This window comes from Streptomyces sp. NBC_01525 (assembly GCF_045040405.1).
Lineage (GTDB): Bacteria > Actinomycetota > Actinomycetes > Streptomycetales > Streptomycetaceae > Streptomyces > Streptomyces benahoarensis.
The window spans coordinates 5,879,812-5,897,167 of sequence record NZ_CP109397.1; the positions used below are offsets into that span (position 1 = coordinate 5,879,812).

15 protein-coding genes are annotated in these 17,356 nt (G+C 73.3%); 8 read left to right on the forward strand and 7 right to left on the reverse strand.

All coding sequences use genetic code 11. The annotated features are described in order from the left end of the window. Nucleotides 1-6: 6 nt before the first annotated feature. Together OG422_RS25675 and OG422_RS25680 are read left to right on the forward strand one after the other, a co-directional pair. On the forward strand, nucleotides 7-651 hold the full coding sequence (locus OG422_RS25675; protein ID WP_405746058.1) for an amino acid ABC transporter permease: 645 nt from the start codon (nucleotides 7-9) through the stop codon (nucleotides 649-651). Further along, nucleotides 648-1,523 (forward strand): amino acid ABC transporter permease, encoded by an 876-nt coding sequence (locus OG422_RS25680; RefSeq protein ID WP_143943906.1) that lies wholly within the window; start codon nucleotides 648-650, stop codon nucleotides 1,521-1,523. Before OG422_RS25675 ends, OG422_RS25680 begins: the two co-directional genes overlap by 4 nt. A gap of 35 nt (nucleotides 1,524-1,558) precedes the next feature. On the opposite strand, the gene OG422_RS25685 is transcribed toward OG422_RS25680, so the two are convergent. The 4 genes from OG422_RS25685 to OG422_RS25700 form a co-directional block, all read right to left on the reverse strand. Further along, nucleotides 1,559-2,869 (reverse strand): cytochrome P450, encoded by a 1,311-nt coding sequence (locus OG422_RS25685; RefSeq protein WP_185994087.1) that lies wholly within the window; start codon nucleotides 2,867-2,869, stop codon nucleotides 1,559-1,561. 22 nt (nucleotides 2,870-2,891) lie between these two features. Next, nucleotides 2,892-3,584 carry a TetR/AcrR family transcriptional regulator gene (locus OG422_RS25690; RefSeq protein ID WP_405746062.1) on the reverse strand — a complete coding sequence of 231 codons (693 nt, stop codon included), beginning with the start codon at nucleotides 3,582-3,584 and terminating at the stop codon, nucleotides 2,892-2,894. Between the two features lie 185 nt (nucleotides 3,585-3,769). Then, complete coding sequence (locus OG422_RS25695; protein ID WP_405746064.1) at nucleotides 3,770-5,002, reverse strand: globin domain-containing protein; 1,233 nt, start codon at nucleotides 5,000-5,002, stop codon at nucleotides 3,770-3,772. A 259-nt stretch (nucleotides 5,003-5,261) separates the two neighbouring features. Beyond that, nucleotides 5,262-5,708: an RrF2 family transcriptional regulator gene (locus OG422_RS25700; RefSeq protein WP_405746066.1), complete on the reverse strand. Its 447-nt coding sequence runs from the start codon at nucleotides 5,706-5,708 to the stop codon at nucleotides 5,262-5,264. 325 nt (nucleotides 5,709-6,033) lie between these two features. On the opposite strand from OG422_RS25700, the gene OG422_RS25705 reads away from it, so the two are divergent. After that, nucleotides 6,034-7,242, forward strand: a complete 1,209-nt coding sequence (locus tag OG422_RS25705) for a glycosyltransferase (protein WP_143943655.1) — start codon at nucleotides 6,034-6,036, stop codon at nucleotides 7,240-7,242. A gap of 311 nt (nucleotides 7,243-7,553) precedes the next feature. Continuing rightward, nucleotides 7,554-8,291: an SDR family NAD(P)-dependent oxidoreductase gene (locus OG422_RS25710; protein ID WP_405746068.1), complete on the forward strand. Its 738-nt coding sequence runs from the start codon at nucleotides 7,554-7,556 to the stop codon at nucleotides 8,289-8,291. Nucleotides 8,292-8,691: 400 nt separating this feature from the next. Here the strand turns inward: OG422_RS25710 and OG422_RS25715 are convergent, their stop codons facing one another. After that, nucleotides 8,692-9,792, reverse strand: a complete 1,101-nt coding sequence (locus OG422_RS25715) for a calcium:proton antiporter (RefSeq protein WP_405747984.1) — start codon at nucleotides 9,790-9,792, stop codon at nucleotides 8,692-8,694. A 631-nt stretch (nucleotides 9,793-10,423) separates the two neighbouring features. Here OG422_RS25715 and ggt point away from each other — a divergent pair. Both ggt and OG422_RS25725 read left to right on the forward strand, forming a co-directional pair. Beyond that, on the forward strand, nucleotides 10,424-12,244 hold the full coding sequence (gene ggt / locus OG422_RS25720; protein WP_405746070.1) for a gamma-glutamyltransferase: 1,821 nt from the start codon (nucleotides 10,424-10,426) through the stop codon (nucleotides 12,242-12,244). 160 nt (nucleotides 12,245-12,404) lie between these two features. Continuing rightward, nucleotides 12,405-13,907, forward strand: a complete 1,503-nt coding sequence (locus tag OG422_RS25725) for an amidase (protein WP_405746073.1) — start codon at nucleotides 12,405-12,407, stop codon at nucleotides 13,905-13,907. On the opposite strand, the gene OG422_RS25730 is transcribed toward OG422_RS25725, so the two are convergent. After that, nucleotides 13,888-14,439, reverse strand: coding sequence for an isochorismatase family protein (locus OG422_RS25730; RefSeq protein WP_143942752.1), 552 nt, complete (start codon nucleotides 14,437-14,439; stop codon nucleotides 13,888-13,890). The two genes, OG422_RS25725 and OG422_RS25730, sit on opposite strands and share 20 nt — an antisense overlap. Before the next feature lie 94 nt (nucleotides 14,440-14,533). After that, the gene (locus OG422_RS25735) at nucleotides 14,534-14,974 is read right to left on the reverse strand and encodes a MarR family winged helix-turn-helix transcriptional regulator (protein WP_143942751.1); all 441 of its coding nucleotides are present in this window, start codon (nucleotides 14,972-14,974) and stop codon (nucleotides 14,534-14,536) included. A 219-nt stretch (nucleotides 14,975-15,193) separates the two neighbouring features. On the opposite strand from OG422_RS25735, the gene OG422_RS25740 reads away from it, so the two are divergent. Continuing rightward, on the forward strand, nucleotides 15,194-16,036 hold the full coding sequence (locus OG422_RS25740; protein WP_143942750.1) for a nitrilase-related carbon-nitrogen hydrolase: 843 nt from the start codon (nucleotides 15,194-15,196) through the stop codon (nucleotides 16,034-16,036). Continuing rightward, a complete protein-coding gene (locus OG422_RS25745; protein WP_143942749.1) occupies nucleotides 16,033-17,352 on the forward strand; it encodes an aspartate aminotransferase family protein in 1,320 nt (439 codons plus the stop codon). The genes OG422_RS25740 and OG422_RS25745 overlap by 4 nt, the downstream gene beginning before the upstream one ends. Nucleotides 17,353-17,356 lie beyond the last annotated feature (4 nt).

Here is a 17,356-nt window from a genome sequence, read left to right on the forward strand (position 1 = left end):
CGACCGATGAACGTTCTCCTCGACAACTTCTCGCTCTACGGCAAGGGCCTGCTGGGCACCGTCGAACTCACCGTCTACGCCTCGCTGCTCGCGCTCGCCCTCGGCCTGGTGATGGCCGGATTCCGGGTCGCGCCGGTCGCCTCGCTCCGCGTCTTCGGCACGGTCTGGGTGGCGGTGCTGCGCAACACCCCGCTGACCCTGCTGTTCTTCGCGGTGGTGCTGGGGCTGCCGCGGTTCGGGCTGGTGCTGCCGTTCACGCTGTTCGCCGTCCTCGCGCTGGGCTGCTACACCTCGGCGTTCATCTGCGAGGCGGTCCGCTCGGGCATCAACACCGTGCCGAAAGGCCAGGGCGAGGCGGCCCGCAGCCTGGGCATGACCTTTCCGCAGACCCTCGGGGACGTGGTGCTGCCGCAGGCGTTCCGCTCGGTGATCCCGCCGATCGGCTCGACGCTGATCGCGCTGGCCAAGAACTCCGCCATCGCCGGATCGTTCAGCGTCGTCGAACTGCTCGGCACCTACAAGACCCTCAACGAGCTGGGCTACAGCATCGTCTGGTCGTTCATCTGGATCGCCGTCGGCTATCTGCTGGTGACCCTGACCATCAGCGCGGTCTTCAACGTGCTGGAGAAGCGCTGGGGAGTTGCCCGATGACCACCGCCCTCTACGACGTCCCCGGCCCGCACGCCCGAAGCCGTCACCGCCTCTACGGCATCGCCGCCACCGCCGCGCTGCTGGCGCTGGTCGGCTGGGTGCTGTACCTCCTCTTCGACACCGGCCAGTTCACCGCCGCGAAGTGGACGCCCTTCCTCTACAAGGGAATTCAGGAACTGCTGCTGAAGGGCCTCGGCAACACCCTCAAGGCGTTCGCGTACGCGGCGGTGCTGTCGCTGGCGCTCGGCGCGGTGCTGGCGGCCGGGCGGCTCTCCGACCACCGGGCGGTGCGCTGGGTGTGCACGCTGCTGGTGGAGTTCTTCCGCGCCATGCCGGTCCTCGTGATGATCTTCTTCGTCTATGTGGCGTTGCAGGCGGAGCCGTTGGTCGCGCTGGTCAGCGGGCTCACCCTTTACAACGGCTCGGTGCTCGCCGAGGTCTTCCGTACGGGCGTGAAAGCCGTCGAACGCGGCCAGGGCGAGGCGGCGCGCGCGCTCGGTATGCGCAAGACGCAGGTCATGACGCATGTGCTCGTCCCGCAGGCGGTCCGGGCGATGCTGCCGACGATCATCAGCCAGCTGGTGGTCGCGCTGAAGGACACCTCGCTGGGCTTCCTCATCACGTACGAGGAGTTCCTGCACGCGGGCAAGCTGATCGCGTCCAACCTCGACTACGACCTGCCGTTCATCCCCGTCGTCATGATCATCTCGCCGATCTACATCGGCCTGTGCATGCTGCTGTCCGCGCTCGCCACCTGGGTCTCCCGGCGGCAGCGGCGCAACCCCAAGGTGGAGGCCGCCGAGGTCGGGCCGCCGGAGCCGGGCACGCTGCTGCCCGGCGCCGGACAGCACCCGGTGCCGCCGCGGGAGTGACCGCGACGGCACCGGGCGGCACCGGCCCTCCCGGGTCAGCGCAGGCGGAGCGGGAGCGCCGTCAGCCGCCAGCTGGACGGCAGCGGGACGCGCTCCAACTCCTCGGGCGCGACGGCCAGCGCCACGTCCGGGTAGTGCGCCAGCAGTCCGGCGAACGCCACCTCGCCCTCCTGGCGGGCCAGCGTGGCACCGAGGCAGTAGTGCATCCCGTGGCCGAAACCGACGTGGTTCTCGGCCTGGCCTGCCGGGTGCCGGGTGAGGTCCAGCCGGTCGGGGTCGTCGTAGTGGCGCGGGTCGAAGTTGGCGGCGACCAGCATCAGCTGGAGCGCGTCCCCCTTGGCGATCCGCACCCCGGCCAGCTCGACGTCCTCGGTGGCGTACCGCAGCTGGGTGCCCTGGACGGGGCCGCACCAGCGCATCAGCTCGTGCACCGCGCGAGGCGCGAGCTCCGGGTCCTCGCGCAGCAGCCGCAGCTGGTCGGGGTGGGTGAGCAGGGCGGCGGTGCCGTTGCTGATGAGATGGGCGGTGGTCTCGTGACCGGCCAGGACCAGCGTGAGCACCATCGTGACCATCTCGACGTCGCTGAGCCGGTCGCCGTCCTCGTCGTGCGCCCGGATCAGATCGCTGAGCAGATCGTCGGTGAGCGCGTCGCGGCGGCGCCGGATCAGATCGTGGATGTGCTCGATCATCGACGGCACCGAACTCCCCAGCCGCCCCGGCTCCAGCGAGACCAGATCGGTACCCCAGGTGCGCCACTGCGCCCGGTCCTCCTCCGGGATGCCGACGAGTTCGCAGATCACGGTGATCGGCAGCGGGTAGGCGAAGTGCTCGATGAGGTCGACGACACCGTCCTCGGCGTGCTCGGGCAGGCGGCGCAGCAGATCGTCCGCGATCTCCTCCACCCGCGGCCGCAGCGCGTTGATCCGGCGCGCGGTGAAGGCGCGCGAGACCAGACGGCGCAGCCGGGAGTGGTCCGGCGCGTCCTTGTTGAGGATGGAGTCCGCGAAGTATCTGTTCATCTCCTCGGGGAGGCCGAACGTCTCCATCGTCCGCGACAGCGGGTCCTCGCCCTCGTCGCTGCCGCGGGCGTGCGCGCGGTCGTTGGCGAACCGCGGGTCCCGCAGCACCTCGCGGACCTCGTCGAAGCGGGTGACGAACCATATCGGCGAGTCGTCGATGAAGCGGCCCCGGACGACCGGCCCCTTCTCGCGCAGTGCGCCGAAGCCGCCGAACGGGTCGTGCAGCAGCGCCGGTTCCATGACATTGGGCTCGCCCGGGTGCTTCCCGACGTGCGCGGTGAGCGCGGCGGGTGCCGTGGTCCGGTCGGTGGACGTCTTCGCTGACATCGTGTTCTCCTCCGGTCGGGAGTCAATCGCGCAGCCGGCGGCGCATTTCCTCGGCGCTGAGCTGGGCGACGTGTTCGTACAGCGCGGTGACCGCGGGCGCGGCCAGGGCCGCGGCTGCCCGGACGCCGGGCAGGTCGCCCGGGTCGGTGACGGAGCCGGCGGGGGTCTCCAGCGCGGCTCGCAGCGTGCGGGCGAGAAGGTCGGCGTGGCGCTCGGCGGTCTCCGGGGCGCGCCCGTCGAGCAGCACCTCGGTGGTGAAGAAACCGCTGATGATTGCCGTGAACGCGTACAGCTGGTCGGTGGTGGCCAGATCGTCGCGGACCAGACCGTGGGTACGCAGGATCTCCAGATGGCGGAGGACGGCCCCGTTGGTGTGGTCCATCAGATCGGCGAGTTCCGTGGCGGCGATGTCGTTGAGGCGGCCCAGGACGTTGGTGTCGTCGGTGTGCAGGGCGCGCAGCAGCGGACTCGTCAGGAAGTCGTGGAAGTAGCCGCGCGCCATCCGGCTCGGCAGCACCTCCAGCGGACACTTCCGCTGCCGCGCCAACTGCCGCTGGAGCGCGGCGTTCTTGCTGTCCAGGAGGACCGCGAGCAGCAGGGCGTCCTTGGTCTTCCAGTGCAGGTAGACGGTGCCTTTGCCGACCCCGGCGCGGCAGGCGATCTCGTCGATCGTCACCCGCCGGTAGCCCCAGGCCACCAGGAGTTCCCCCGCCACGCGAAGAATCCGCTCCCCGCGCCCCGGCCGCTCCATCACCGCACCCCCGCACCACGTCGTGACCAGATTTCTCTTCTGGTCATGGCGTCAAAGGTACGGCGGCGCCGCGTCCCCGGAAAGTCAACTTCCGGCCATGCCGGGCGTGTTGGGGACGCCGGGGTGAGCGGGAGCGGCCGGGCCGTCGTTCAAAGTCCCAGGTCGGGGCCGAAGACCTCGTAGTGCAGGTCGGCCGGGCGCACGCCCGCGGCCAGCAGCTGTGCGCGGGCCGCCTTCAGGAACGGCACCGGCCCGCACAGGTACGCGATCGTGCCGGGCGGGATCTCCAGCGCGCCGAGAGCCATGAAGCCCTGCCGGACGGTCGGCGTCCGGCCGTCGCCGGAGCCGGTTGCCTCGGCCTCGGGCCCCGGCCGCTCGTACCAGACCTCCGCCGTCGCGTTCGGCAGCTTGTCGACGAGGTGGTGGAGGTCGTCGCGGAAGGCGTGGGTGGCGGGGGTGCGGTCGGCGTGGGCGGCGATGACGCGGCGCGGGGAACCGGCGGCGGCGAGATGGGCCAGCATGCCGATGGCCGGGGTGCAGCCGATGCCGGCGGTCGCGAAGAGCAGCGGCCCGTCGCCCTCGTCCAGGACCACGTCGCCGAAGGGTGCGCTCACCCGCAGGGTGTCGCCCTCGTGGACGTGGTCGTGCAGATGGCCGGAGACCTCGCCCGCCGGAGTTGCGACGCCCGACGCGGGCTCGCCGCCGGGCACCCGCTTCACCGAGAACTGGAGCCCGCCGTCCGGCCGCCCCGAGAGGCTGTACTGCCGTATCTGGTGTGCCCCGTCGGCGAGTTCGACCTGTACGGAGACGTACTGGCCGGGCCGGGAGGGCGGTACGGGCTTTCCGTCGGTGGGCCGGACGAAGAAGGTCGCGACGTCGTCGGTCTCCGCCACCCGTCCGGCGACCCGGTAGGTGCGCCAGGTGTCGCCGTCCGGTGTGCCGGCCGCCGCGTACAGCCGTCGTTCGGCGGCGATCAGGCCGTTCGCCATCAGCCAGTACACCTCGTCCCAGGCGGCGGCGACCTCGTCGGTCACCGCGTCGCCCAGCACCTCGGCCAGGGCGGCGAAGAGGTGGGTCCGGACGATCGGGTACTGGTCCTCGCGGACGCCGAGGGAGGCGTGCTTGTGCGCGATGCGGTGAAGGAGGGCGTCCGGCCGCTCGTCGGGGTGGTCCAGGAGGTGCCCGGCGAACGCCGCGATGGATCCGGCGAGCGCCTCGCGCTGGCTGCCGTCGGCCTGGTGGGCGCGGTTGAACAGATCGCGCAGCAGCTCTGGGTGGGCGGCGAACAGCTTCTCGTAGAAGAGCGGGGTGACCTCGCCGATGGCGGCGGCCACGGCGGGCAGGGTGGCGCGGACGGTCTCAGCCGATTTCGGCGACAACATGGAGGACTCCTGCCTTTCGGGAGGACGGGGAAGAAGGGAGAGGTGGGGGGAAAGGGGGCGGGCGAGGGGGGTGGGTGGACGCTCGCGGCTTCAAATTGGCATGTGAGATGCATATTTTTTGCCGACGAGAGCTGCCCGGAGGGGCGGTGGAGGGTGGTGAGGTGGGTGGGTCAGGGGAGTCGGCGCCGGGTCGGGCCGCGTCCCGCGCCCGGCCCGCCGAGGTGAAGTGGCGAACCGCCTCGGGCTCGCACGCCCGCCCTCAGCCCGGCGGTCGGGGGGAGAGGCTGATCAGCAGCGGCCCGGTCGGCGGCTCCACCAGGTCGTTGATCGACAGCGGGTCGAGGGACGCGTAGAACGCCTCCTGGGCCGTGTGTAGGGCGCCGCGCAGTCGGCAGCCGCCGCGTAGCGGGCAGCCCGGGCCGTCCTCGCAGCCGACGACGTCGTGGACGCCCTCCAGCTCCCGCACGAGACGCCCGAGCGAGGCGGTGCGCCCCATGTCGGTCAAGGTCAGGCCGCCACCCCGCCCGCGTCGCGCCTCGATCGCGCCGAGGTGCTGGAGCTTGCTGACGACCTTGGCCGCGTGGGTGTAGGGGACGTCGACCGCGGTGGCCACCTCGCGGGTGGTCGGCGCGTCGCCTCTGTCGCCGATGACCGCCAGGCGCATGGCGATACGCAGGGCGATGTCGGTGCTCTTGGTGAGTCGCACGGTCCCCACCGTACAGAAGTTGCATCTCTCATACCAATTTCAAAAGCCGTGGCCGGAGCGGCGGTGCGGGGCGTGTGGCTCAATCCCGGTGGGCCCGTGCGGAGCTTCTTTGACGCGTGGAACAGGGCCTCCATACCGTCGATCACGCGTCGGTCGGTGGGGGTGCGGACCGCGGCGGGGGAGTGCGCGTGAGGTGGTTCACGGCGGTGCCCGGCGTGACGGCGAGGCCACGGCGACCGGCGGATTTCGTGGCCACCGTCAAGAGGGCCACCGTCAAGAGGGCCACCGTCAAGAGGGCCACCGTCAAGAGAATGAGGATCTCCGCATGCGCGTTCTGTGTACCTCGACCGGTTCGCCGTCCCACGGCCGGGCCATGCTCCCGCTGGCCCGCGCGCTGGCCGGGGCCGGACACGCGGTCACCGTCGCCGCGAGCCCCGAGATGGCGCCCGTCTTCCGCGCCGACGCCGTCACCCTCGAACCCCGCCTGGCGTCGATGCCCATGCCCGGCCCGCTCGACGCGGACGCCGGACCCGGCGCGGAGCCGGAGAACGCTACCTCCGGGGACGGTCACATCCAGATGATGCTGGCCCGGCTCACCGGCGATCATGCCCGCGCGATGTACGGCGTGCTGGCGGAGCTGGCCGCCGGGGTCCGTCCCGATGTGATCATCCGGGACGGGATGGACATGGCCGGGATCATGCTCGCCGAGCGGCTCGGCATCCCGCATCTGCCGATCCCGTCCGGGCTGGTCAACATGGTCGACCCGGCGCAGCTGCTGCCGGACCTCAACCGGCTGCGCCGGGATCTGGGCCTGCCCGAGCAGGAGGACGCCGCGTCGTTCCTTCCGTACGGCAGGTTCGACTACCTGCCCGAGGAGTACGCGTTCGCCCGGTTCCCCGCGCCCGTACGGGCCTACCGGCAGACCACGCTGGTGGACCGCACGGACGGGCTGCCGGGCTGGGTGGCCGAACTCCCCGCGGACCGGCCGCTGGTGTTCGCGGCCATCGGCACCGCGCTGCCCATGATCCTCGCGATGATGGAGCGCGGTGTCGGGCTGCCGCCCGGGATGACGCACCCGGAGGAGATGCTGCGGGCGACCGTCGAGGGGCTGTCGCGGCTGCACTGTTCGGCGATCGTGGCGACCGGCGGCGTCCCGCTCGACGGTGTCGAGCCCGCCCCGCACGTCCGGCTCGTCGACCGCCTCGCCCAGCCGCTGCTGCTGGAGTGCGCCGACCTGCTCGTGACCCACGGCGGCTACAACAGTGTCCGCGAAGCGGTGCGTACGGGGACGCCGATGGCGGTGCTGCCGAACTTCGGTGACCAGCCCCACAACGCCGCGCGCGTGGCCGAACTGGGCCTGGGGCGGCACGTCACCGAGACCACCCCGGACGCCGTCGCCGCCGCCTGCCAGGACCTGCTGGAGGACCGGGACGTCGCCGCCCGCGTCCGCCGTGCGCACCGCGCCGCGCTCGCCCTGCCGGAGGTCGGTCAGGTCGCCGCGGACCTGGAGAAGCTGGTGCGGCAGACACGCTGAACCGGCCGCGCCGCCGGGCCCGTTGACGTACGCGGGTCCGGCGGCGCCTTCGTGCACCGGGCGCCGCAACGGCACCTCCCCGGCATGCCGATCGCGGCCTCGCCCTCCCCGTTCTCCCTCGTCACCGCCGCTGCGCGTTCACCTTCGGTCGATGGTGATCCTTTACGATCGCTGACGGTCAACCCCGCGCTCCCGGCGGGGAGAGCGACGAGGTGGAGTGTGTCCATGCAGCTGTCCGGTCGGCCTTCCCGGCGACGGTACGAGGCCCTTGCCGGGGCGTTCCGTCGTGGCGCGGTCGCGGGAGGTGCCCGGTGAGCCGCGCGGTGCTGGTGACCGGCGCCTCGCGCGGGATCGGGCGGGCGGTCGCCGAACGGTTCGCCGCGCACGGCGACCGGGTCGCGCTGCACTACGGCACGCGGGAGGAGGCGGCCCGCGAGGCCCTGGCCGGGCTGCACGGCAGCGGCCATGTCCTGGTCCGGGGCGACCTCGCCACCCCGGAGGGCGCCGCGGCGGTGGTCGACGCCGCCGTCGACGGGCTCGGCGGCGTCGACGTCCTAGTCAACAACGCGGCGGTGAACCGCCCGCACCCGGCGGCCACCACCTCGTTCGACGAGTGGCGGGACGCCTGGCGGGAGATCGTGGACGTGAACCTGCTCGGCGCCGCGCACGTCAGCCACCGCGCCGCGCGGAACATGATCGACCGGGCGGTGTCCGGCCGCATCGTCAACATCGGCTCCCGTGGCGCCTACCGGGGTGAGCCGGACCACCCGGCGTACGGCGCGTCCAAGGCCGCGCTGCACGCGCTCGGGCAGTCGCTCGCCATCCATCTGGCGCCCTACGGCATCGCGGTCGCCTCGGTCGCGCCGGGCTTCGTCGCCACCGAACGGGTCGCCGACCGGCTCACCGAGGACGTACGGGGGCAGAGCCCCTTCGGGCGGGTCGCCGAGCCCGCGGAGATCGCCGCGGCCGTCCTCCACCTCGCATCACCAGAGGCCGCGTGGAGCTCGGGCACGGTGCTGGACGTGAACGGGGCGTCGTATCTGCGATGAGGGGGGCCGCTTCAGGGGTGAGGCGCTGCGACGGTCCCGGGGGCGCCTCCGCGTCTCGGGACGGGCGCCGGTGTCCGTGGCAGAGGGGAAGCCCCGGCCGGATGGGGGAATCCGGCCGGGGCGGCCAGGAGCGCGTGGCGTCCGGCCAGCGGGGTGTCATCGGCCGGAACCTCCGGGCGGCCGGGGGGACGGCGGCCCGGGCGGCACTGTGACACCCGCTTCCGATTGAACGATAAACCACTGGGTGGGTGTATCCCCCCAAAAGGGGGCTCTGAGGGGTGCGGCGTGGCGAGTCTCACGGCCTGCATCGATGAGGAGCCGGTCGTGGCGCGCGGCGGCAGCGGCGAGCCGGGTGGCCGCGCCGGGTGCGGTGACCCGAGGCCGGGCGGCCGCCCCCCGGTCAGGGACTCAGCGCCAGGACGATGTACCCGGCGAAGAGGGTGAGGTGGACGCCGCCCTGGAGTGGGGTGGCGCGGCCGGGGATGACGGTGAGGGTGCCCGCGGCGACCGTCAGGGCGAGCAGCACCATATGGGTCGGGCCGAGCCCCAGCACCAGCGGGCCCGGTAGCCAGACGGATGCGGTGGCGACGGCCGGGATGGTCAGGCCGATGCTGGCCATCGCCGAGCCGAGGCCGAGGTTGAGGCTCGTCTGGATGCGGCCGCGGCGGGCCGCGCGGACCGCCGCGATGGTCTCCGGCAACAGCACCAGCAGCGCGATCACCACACCGACGACGGAGGACGGCAGCCCCGCCGCGGCCACCCCCGCCTCGATCGCGGGCGACACGGCCTTCGCCAGCCCCACCACCGCGATCAGGGCCAGCGCCAGATGCCCGAGGCTGATCAGCGCCGTCCGCCGCGACGGCGGTTCGGCGTGGTCGGAGTCGAGCACATCACCCGTCTGTGTCACCGGGGCGAGGAAGTAGTCGCGGTGCCGCACGGTCTGCGTCGTCACGAACAGGCCGTACAGCACCAGCGAGGCCAGCGCGGCGAAGATCAGCTGCGGGGTGGAGAACTGTGCGCCGGTGCCGCTGGTGGTGAAGCTCGGCAGTACCAGGCTCAGCCCGGCCAGGGTCGAGACGGTGGCCAGCGCCGCGCCGGTGCCCTCCGGGTTGAAGATCGCGACCCGCCGCCGCAACGCGCCGACCAGCAGGCAGAGTCCGACGATGCCGTTGCAGGTGATCATGACGGCGGCGAAGACGGTGTCCCGCGCCAGCGCGGCGCTCTTGTCGCCGCCGTCGGCCATCAGGGTGACGACCAGCGCCACCTCGATGATGGTCACCGCGACCGCGAGCACCAGCGAACCGAACGGCTCCCCGACCCGGTGGGCGATCACCTCCGCATGGTGCACGGCGGCCAGCACCGACCCCGCCAGGAAGAGCGTCACCAGACCGACCAGCACGCCCGGCAGGGTCCGGCCCCAGACCAGGATCAGCAGGACGACGGCGAGAACGGGAACCGCCCGGGTCCAGTGCTGGGCGGTCGAACGGATCCGGGCGATCATGTCAACGAGCTTGGCAGATCCCACCCGGGGGCGCGCGCCGACGACCGCCCGCCGGGTGCCGGGCCGACGCCCTGAGAGACCGTCGCGAAGGGGCCGCACACCGCCTCTTCGGGCGCGCCCCCGGCGCACGCCGTGCCGGGTGCGCCCCGGGGCGGCGAGCCTGCGGTGGGCCGTCGGGTCGCCGACGCAGAACTCCGTGCGGGCGCCGAAACCCTGGAGCCCGGTGTCGTGCGGCGCGACCTCCGGGTGGGCGCGGCAGTTCTCGACCACCGCGGCGAGGCCGAGCAGGGCCAGTGCATCGAGACGGGTGGGATGGAGATGCTCGTCCCGGTTCGTACGCCGCGGTTGGCCGGTGTCCAAATGCCGCGGGCCCGCGCGGCGGAGAGTTCGGGGGCGGCCTCCGACGCGCCGTCACCCGGCGCGGGGCGGTGGCTCGAAACAGACGCGAACGGGAGGGAGCGGGACCGGATGAGGGGGGGGGTGAGGTGCCGTCAGCATTCCGGTCATTCCGGATGGATGGGGCGTCAGGAAGTCGAAAAAGATCGCCTGGTGGACCCCTCTGTCACGGCACGAGCGCCACGAGTAGGCTCCCGCCACCTGCGTTTCCCCTGCGCTTGGAGGAAGTCCCCCTATGTCCCGTGCCCGACGTCTCACCGTCCTGGGGGCCGTGGCCGCCCTGGCCGGTTCACTGGTGGCGGTTCCGGCCGTCGCCCAGCCCGCCGCGGCGGGCCCCGACGCCCCGCATCCCGCGCCCGTCCCGGCCAAGACGCCGGTCGCCGTCGGCTCCGGCGGCGTCGTCTCCAGCGTCGACCAGGATGCCTCGGCCGCCGGTATCGAGGTGCTGAAGAAGGGCGGCAACGCGGTCGACGCCGCCGTCGCCACCGCCGCCGCCCTCGGCGTCACCGAGCCGTACTCCTCCGGTGTCGGCGGTGGTGGCTACTTCGTCTACTACGACGCCAAGTCCCGCACCGTGCGCACCCTGGACGGCCGCGAGACCGCCCCGCGCACCGCCGGGCCCGACCTCTTCCAGGAGAACGGCAAGCCGCTGCCGTTCGATGACGTCGTCACCAGCGGCCTGAGCGTCGGCACCCCCGGCACGCCCGCCACCTGGGACACCGCCCTCCGTAAGTGGGGCAGCCGGTCGCTGGGTCAGGTCCTGCGGCCCGCCCGCGACCTCGCGGAGCGCGGATTCACCGTTGATGAAACGTTCCGCAAGCAGACCGCCCAGAACGAGGCGCGGTTCCGGGACTTCCCCGCCACCGCCGACCTCTTCCTGCCCGGCGGCAAGCTGCCCGTCGTCGGCTCCACCATGAAGAACCCCGATCTCGCGCGCACCTACGACGAGTTGAGCCGCCGCGGCGTCGACGCGCTCTACCGCGGTGACCTGGGCCGGGACGTCGTCAACACCGTCCGCAAGCCCCCGGTGCGCCCCGGATCCGACCGCAAGGTCCGCGCCGGTGACCTCACCATCGGCGACCTGGGGGACTACAAGGCGCTCGGCGAGGCCCCGACCCGTACCCGCTACCGCGGCCTCGACGTCTACGGCATGGGCCCCTCCTCGTCCGGCGGCACCACCGTCGGCGAGGCGCTCAACATCCTGGAGCGCAGCGACGTCAAGCACCTGAGCGAGGCGCAGTACCTGCACCGCTACATCGAGGCCAGCCGGGTCGCCTTCGCCGACCGGGGCCGCTGGGTCGGCGACCCGAAGTTCGAGGACGTGCCGGTCCGCGGCCTGACCTCGCAGCGCTTCGCCGACGCCCGCGGCTGCCTCATCAAGGACGACGCGGTCCTCACCAGCCCCCTCGCGCCCGGTGACCCGCGCCACCCCAAGCCCTGCGGCACCTACGGCAAGGCGTCCCCGACGACGTACGAGGGGGAGAACACCACCCACCTCACCGTCGCCGACAAGTGGGGCAACATCGTCGCCTACACCCTCACCATCGAGCAGACCGGCGGCAGCGGCATCGTCGTCCCCGGGCGCGGCTTCCTGCTCAACAACGAGCTGACCGACTTCTCGTTCACGCCCATCACCCCGGGGGTGCACGACCCGAACCTGCCCGGCCCCGGTAAGCGGCCGCGGTCGTCGATCTCGCCGACGATCGTGCTGCGGCACGGCAAGCCCGTCGTGGCGCTCGGCTCGCCCGGTGGCGCGACCATCATCACCACCGTGCTGCAGTCCCTCGTCAACCACCTCGACCGCGGGATGCCGCTGGTCGACGCCATCGCCGCACCGCGCGCCAGCCAGCGCAACGCGGCTAAGACGGAGCTGGAACCGGCGCTGTGGAACAGCCCGCTCCGCAGCCAACTGGAAGGCATCGGCCACCAGTTCTCGCAGGTCGAGGAGATCGGCGCGGCGACCGGCGTGGAGCCGCTGCCCGACGGCCGCTGGCTGGCCGCGGCCGAGAAGGTACGGCGCGGCGGCGGCTCGGCGATGGTCGTCAGCCCGCAGTAGACGGCCGGGCCACCCGTAACCGGCCCGGGCCCATCCGCCCGGCCCGCCCGCGCCCGCCCGGCGACGACGCGCCCCGCCACGGTGCGTCGTTGCCGGGCGGGCGCCCGCCACATAGCCTCCCGGGGACCGCGGTCCGCCGCAGCCCCGGGAGGCGCACGCCGTGAGCATCGACGAGAGCCGCGAGAGCCGCGAGAGCCGCCCCGCCCTGCCCGGTGCCGGGGGACCGCCGGAAGGGCTCGCCGGCCAGGCCGCCGCGCTGGCCCGCGGTGAGACCACCTCCGCCGCGCTCGTCCGCCGCTGCCTGGACCGCATCGCCGCCTCCGCGCCCACCGTCAACGCCTTCCGCCGCCTGCGCGCCGAGGCCGCCGAGGCGGAAGCCGCGGACGCCGACCGCAGGCTCGCGGCCGGGGAAAGGCTGCCGCTCCTCGGCGTACCGGTGGCGGTCAAGGACGACATGGATGTCGCGGGCGAGCCCACCGCGTTCGGCTGCGCCGGGGAGTTCCCCGTCAAGGCGCACGACGCCGAGGTGGTACGGCGGCTGCGCGCAGCCGGTGCGATCGTCGTCGGCAAGACCAACGCGTGCGAGTTGGGCCAGTGGCCGTTCACCGAGGGCCCCGCCTTCGGGGACACCCGCAACCCCTGGCATCTCGACCACACCCCGGGCGGCTCCTCCGGCGGTTCGGCCGCCGCCGTCGCCGCGGGCCTGGTCCCCGCCGCGCTCGGCACCGACGGCGCGGGCTCGGTCCGTATCCCCGCCGCCTGGACGCATCTGGTCGGCGTCAAACCGCAGCGCGGCACCCTCTCCACCTGGCCGGACGCCGAATCGTTCCAGGGCATCACTGGTATCGGCCCGCTGGCCCGCACCGTCGAGGACGCGGCGCTGCTGCTGGACGCGGCGAGCGGCAGCCACCCCGGCGACCTGCACCGCCCGCCGCCGCTCGCGGCCCGCGAGGCCGTCCGCCGCGACCCCGGCCGCCTGCGCATCGCGCTGTCCTGGAAGCCGCCGTTCACCGCCACCGCCACGCCGCTCCACCCGGACGTACGGGGAGCGGTGACCGCGGTGGCCCGCACCCTCGCCGGGCTCGGCCACTTCGTCGAGGAGGCCGACCCGGAGTACGGGCTGATCGGCCTCGCGTTCGTGCCGCGCGCCACCGCCGGGGTACGGGAGTGGGCGGCGCGGGTGCCCGACCCGGCGCTGCTGGACCGGCGCACCCGCGGGGCGGCCCGCATGGGGCGGCTGCTGGGCGGCCCGGTGCTGCGCCGGGCGCGCGCCGCCGAACCCCGCCAACAGCGACGCATCGGCGCGCTGTTCGGCCGCTACGACGTGCTGCTGACGCCGACCACCGCCACCCCGCCGCTGCGGATCGGCGCCCTCGCCGGGCTCGACGGTCGCCGTACGGACCAGGCCATGATCGCGGCCTGCCCGTACGCCTGGCCGTGGAACGTCCTGGGCTGGCCGGCGGTCAACGTCCCCGCCGGGTTCACCGACGCCGGGCTGCCGCTCGGTGCGCAACTGCTCGGGCCCGCCCGCGGGGACGCCCGGCTGCTGTCGCTGACCGCGCAGCTCCAGGATGCGCTGCGCTGGCACGAGCGCCGCCCGGCCGCGGACGCGGCGGGCGGCGCCGGGGGACGGCCGGGAGGCGTCAGCCCAGCAGGGCGATGATCTCGTCCGTGGTGCCGGTCTCGCCGAGTCGCGGGAAGATCTTCTCCACGCTGTTGCGGTGCGCCGCCTCGTCCAGGTCGGTCACCGCGTCGGTGGCGACGGTGACGTGGTAGCCGTGCTCGTGCGCGGCGCGGGCGGTGGACTCCACGCCGATGCTGGTGGCGATCCCGGTGAGGACCACCTGTGTCACACCCCGGCGGCGCAGCTCCAGATCGAGAGGGGTGCCGTGGAAGGCGCCCCACTGCTGCTTGCTGACGAGGATGTCGCCGGGCTGCCGGTCCAGCTCGGGTACCAGCTCCGCCCAGTCGGCGGGCGGCGTGCCGCCCGGCCGGGAGGCCGAGGTGCGGCCCGGCGCGCCGCCGGTGACGTTCACCAGCACCACGGGCAGCTCCCGCGCGCGGAACGCGGCGGCCAGTCGCGCGGAGCGGGCGATGATCTCGTCCGACGGGTGGACGGACGGCAGCCCGGCGATGCCCTTCTGCAGGTCGATCACGACGAGGGCGGAGGTGGGATCGAGCGTGGTCACGGACATGGAGGCTCCAGGGTGGGGGAGGGGAGAGGGAGGGATGCGGTGGTTCCACCGGGTGGGCGCCGCAGGGAAGGTGGGGCCGTCGACCGGCGCCGCGTCACGGACCGGCCACCCGCCGCAGCAGCGCCGTCGCCTCGGCGAGGGTGCGCCGCTCCTCGGCGGTCAGCCGTTCGGCGAGCGCCTCGGTCAGCCAGTCCCGCTTGGCCTGCCGCGCCTCGCCGATCAGGCGTCGGCCCTCGTCGGTGAGGGAGAGGACGACCTGCCGCCCGTCGGTCGGGTGCGGGCTGCGCGCCACGACACCGTGCTCCTCCAGCGCCGCGAGCGTCAGCCGCATCGACTGCGGGCGGACCAGCTCCGCGCGGGCCAGCGCCGCGGTGGTCGCCGGGCCGTCCCGGTCGAGGCGGGCGAGGACCGCCCGCTGGGTCGGGGTCACTCCGCCGAGCGGCGCCGCGGCCCGCAGATGACGCAGCAGCAGACCCACCGTCGCCGCGAGATCGGAGGCGAGCGGTCCGGGCTCCGGGGTCTGCGCGTCGTCCATGCCGCCACCGTAGGAGTTCGACAGGGAAACTTGCAAGTTTCCCTGTCGATGCCGGGTCGGGCGGTGCGGCGCGGCCGCGTCCGTGGCGGGCGCTCCGGGCGACGCACCGGAGAGGGGCTTGCCCCGGTGCGCGACGGGGCCTACGGTCGCCTCCACGCGCGCAGGGCCCGCCCGAGACCGCGTGGCCCGCAGCCTGACGCGCCGACAAAGGAGCTGTTCATGGCCGATGTTGTGCGAGCCGCACTGGTCCAGGCGACCTGGACGGGCGACACCGAATCGATGATCGCGAAGCATGAGGCCCACGCCCGCGAGGCGGCCGGGCAGGGCGCGAAGATCATCGGCTTCCAGGAGGTCTTCAACGCCCCGTACTTCTGCCAGGTGCAGGAGCCCGAGCACTACCGCTGGGCCGAACCGGTCCCCGACGGCCCGACCATCACCCGGATGCGGGCGCTCGCCCGCGAGACCGGCATGGTCGTCGTCGCCCCCGTCTTCGAGGTCGAGCAGTCCGGCGTGTACTACAACACCGCGGCCGTCATCGACGCCGACGGCACCGTGCTCGGCATCTACCGCAAGCACCACATCCCGCAGGTCAAGGGCTTCTGGGAGAAGTACTACTTCAAGCCGGGCAACGCCGGGTGGCCGGTCTTCGACACCGCCGTCGGCAAGATCGGCGTCTACATCTGCTACGACCGCCACTTCCCCGAGGGCTGGCGCCAGCTCGGTCTCGGCGGCGCGCAGCTCGTCTACAACCCGTCCGCCACCTCCCGCGGCCTCTCCGCCCACCTCTGGCAGCTGGAGCAGCCCGCCGCCGCCGTCGCCAACGAGTACTTCGTCGCCGCCATCAACCGCGTCGGCACCGAGGAGTACGGCGACAACGACTTCTACGGCACCAGCTACTTCGTCGACCCCCGTGGCCAGTTCGTCGGCGAGGTCGCCGACGACGGCAAGGAGGAACTGCTCGTCCGCGACCTCGACTTCGGACTGATCGACGAGGTCCGGCAGCAGTGGGCGTTCTACCGCGACCGCCGCCCCGACGCGTACGAGGGGCTGGTGCGCCCGTGACGGCCGACGGCGCCCCCGGGGCGCTGCTCGCCCGCCACCGCGCGGTGCTGCCCTCCTGGCTCGACCTCTACTACGAGCGGCCGCTCGAACTCACCCACGGCGTGGGCCGCCACGTCTGGGACGCCGAGGGCAACCGCTACCTCGACTTCTTCGGCGGCATCCTCACCACCATGACGGCGCACGCCCTGCCGGAGGTCACCGCCGCCGTCACCGCGCAGGCCGGGCGGATCCTGCACACCTCGACGCTCTACCTCTCCCGCCCCATGGTCGAGCTGGCGGAGCGCATCGCCGCACTCTCCGGCATCCCCGACGCCCGGGTCTTCTTCACCACCTCGGGCACCGAGGCCAACGACGCGGCGCTGCTGCTCGCCACCGCGTACCGCCGCTCCAACCAGATCCTGGCGATGCGCAACAGCTACCACGGCCGTTCCTTCTCCACCGTCGCCGTCACCGGCAACCGCAGCTGGTCCCCGACGAGCCTGTCGCCGCTCCAGACGCTCTACGTCCACGGGGGCGTCCGCAGCCGCGGCCCGTACGCCGGGCTCGGCGACGCCGACCACATCGCCGCGTGCGTCGCCGATCTGGAGGACGTGCTGGCGCAGACCGCCGGGGGCGTCGCCGCGCTGATCGCCGAACCGGTCCAGGGCGTCGGCGGCTTCACCTCCCCGCCCGACGGGCTCTACGCCGCGTTCCGCGAGGTCCTGGACCGGCATGGCATCCTCTGGATCAGCGACGAGGTGCAGACCGGCTGGGGCCGCACCGGCGACCACTTCTGGGGCTGGCAGGCACACGCCGGGAACGGCCCGCCCGACCTGCTGACCTTCGCCAAGGGCATCGGCAACGGCATGTCCCTGGGCGGTGTCGTCGCCCGCGCCGAGGTGATGGACGCGATGAGCGCCCATTCCATCTCGACGTTCGGCGGCAGCCCCATCACCGTCGCCGCCGGTCTCGCCAACCTCACCTACCTCCTCGACCACGACCTCCAGGGCAACGCCCGGCGCGTCGGCGGGCTGCTCCTCGAACGGCTGCGGGCCGTCGCCGCCGGGAGCGACCTGGTCCGCGAGGTGCGCGGGCGGGGCCTGATGATCGGCGTGGAACTCGTCCGGCCCGGCACCGACGAGCCGTCCGCCGAGGCCGCCTCGCTGGTGGTGGAGGCGGCCCGGGAGCGCGGACTGCTTGTCGGCAAGGGCGGACAGGGCGGTGCGTGCCTGCGCATCGCCCCGCCGATGACGCTGAACGTCGCCGAGGCGGAGGAGGGCGCGGAGCTGCTGGCCGGTGCGTTGACCGGCGCGCGCGAACGCCTCGCCTTCGCCTGATACG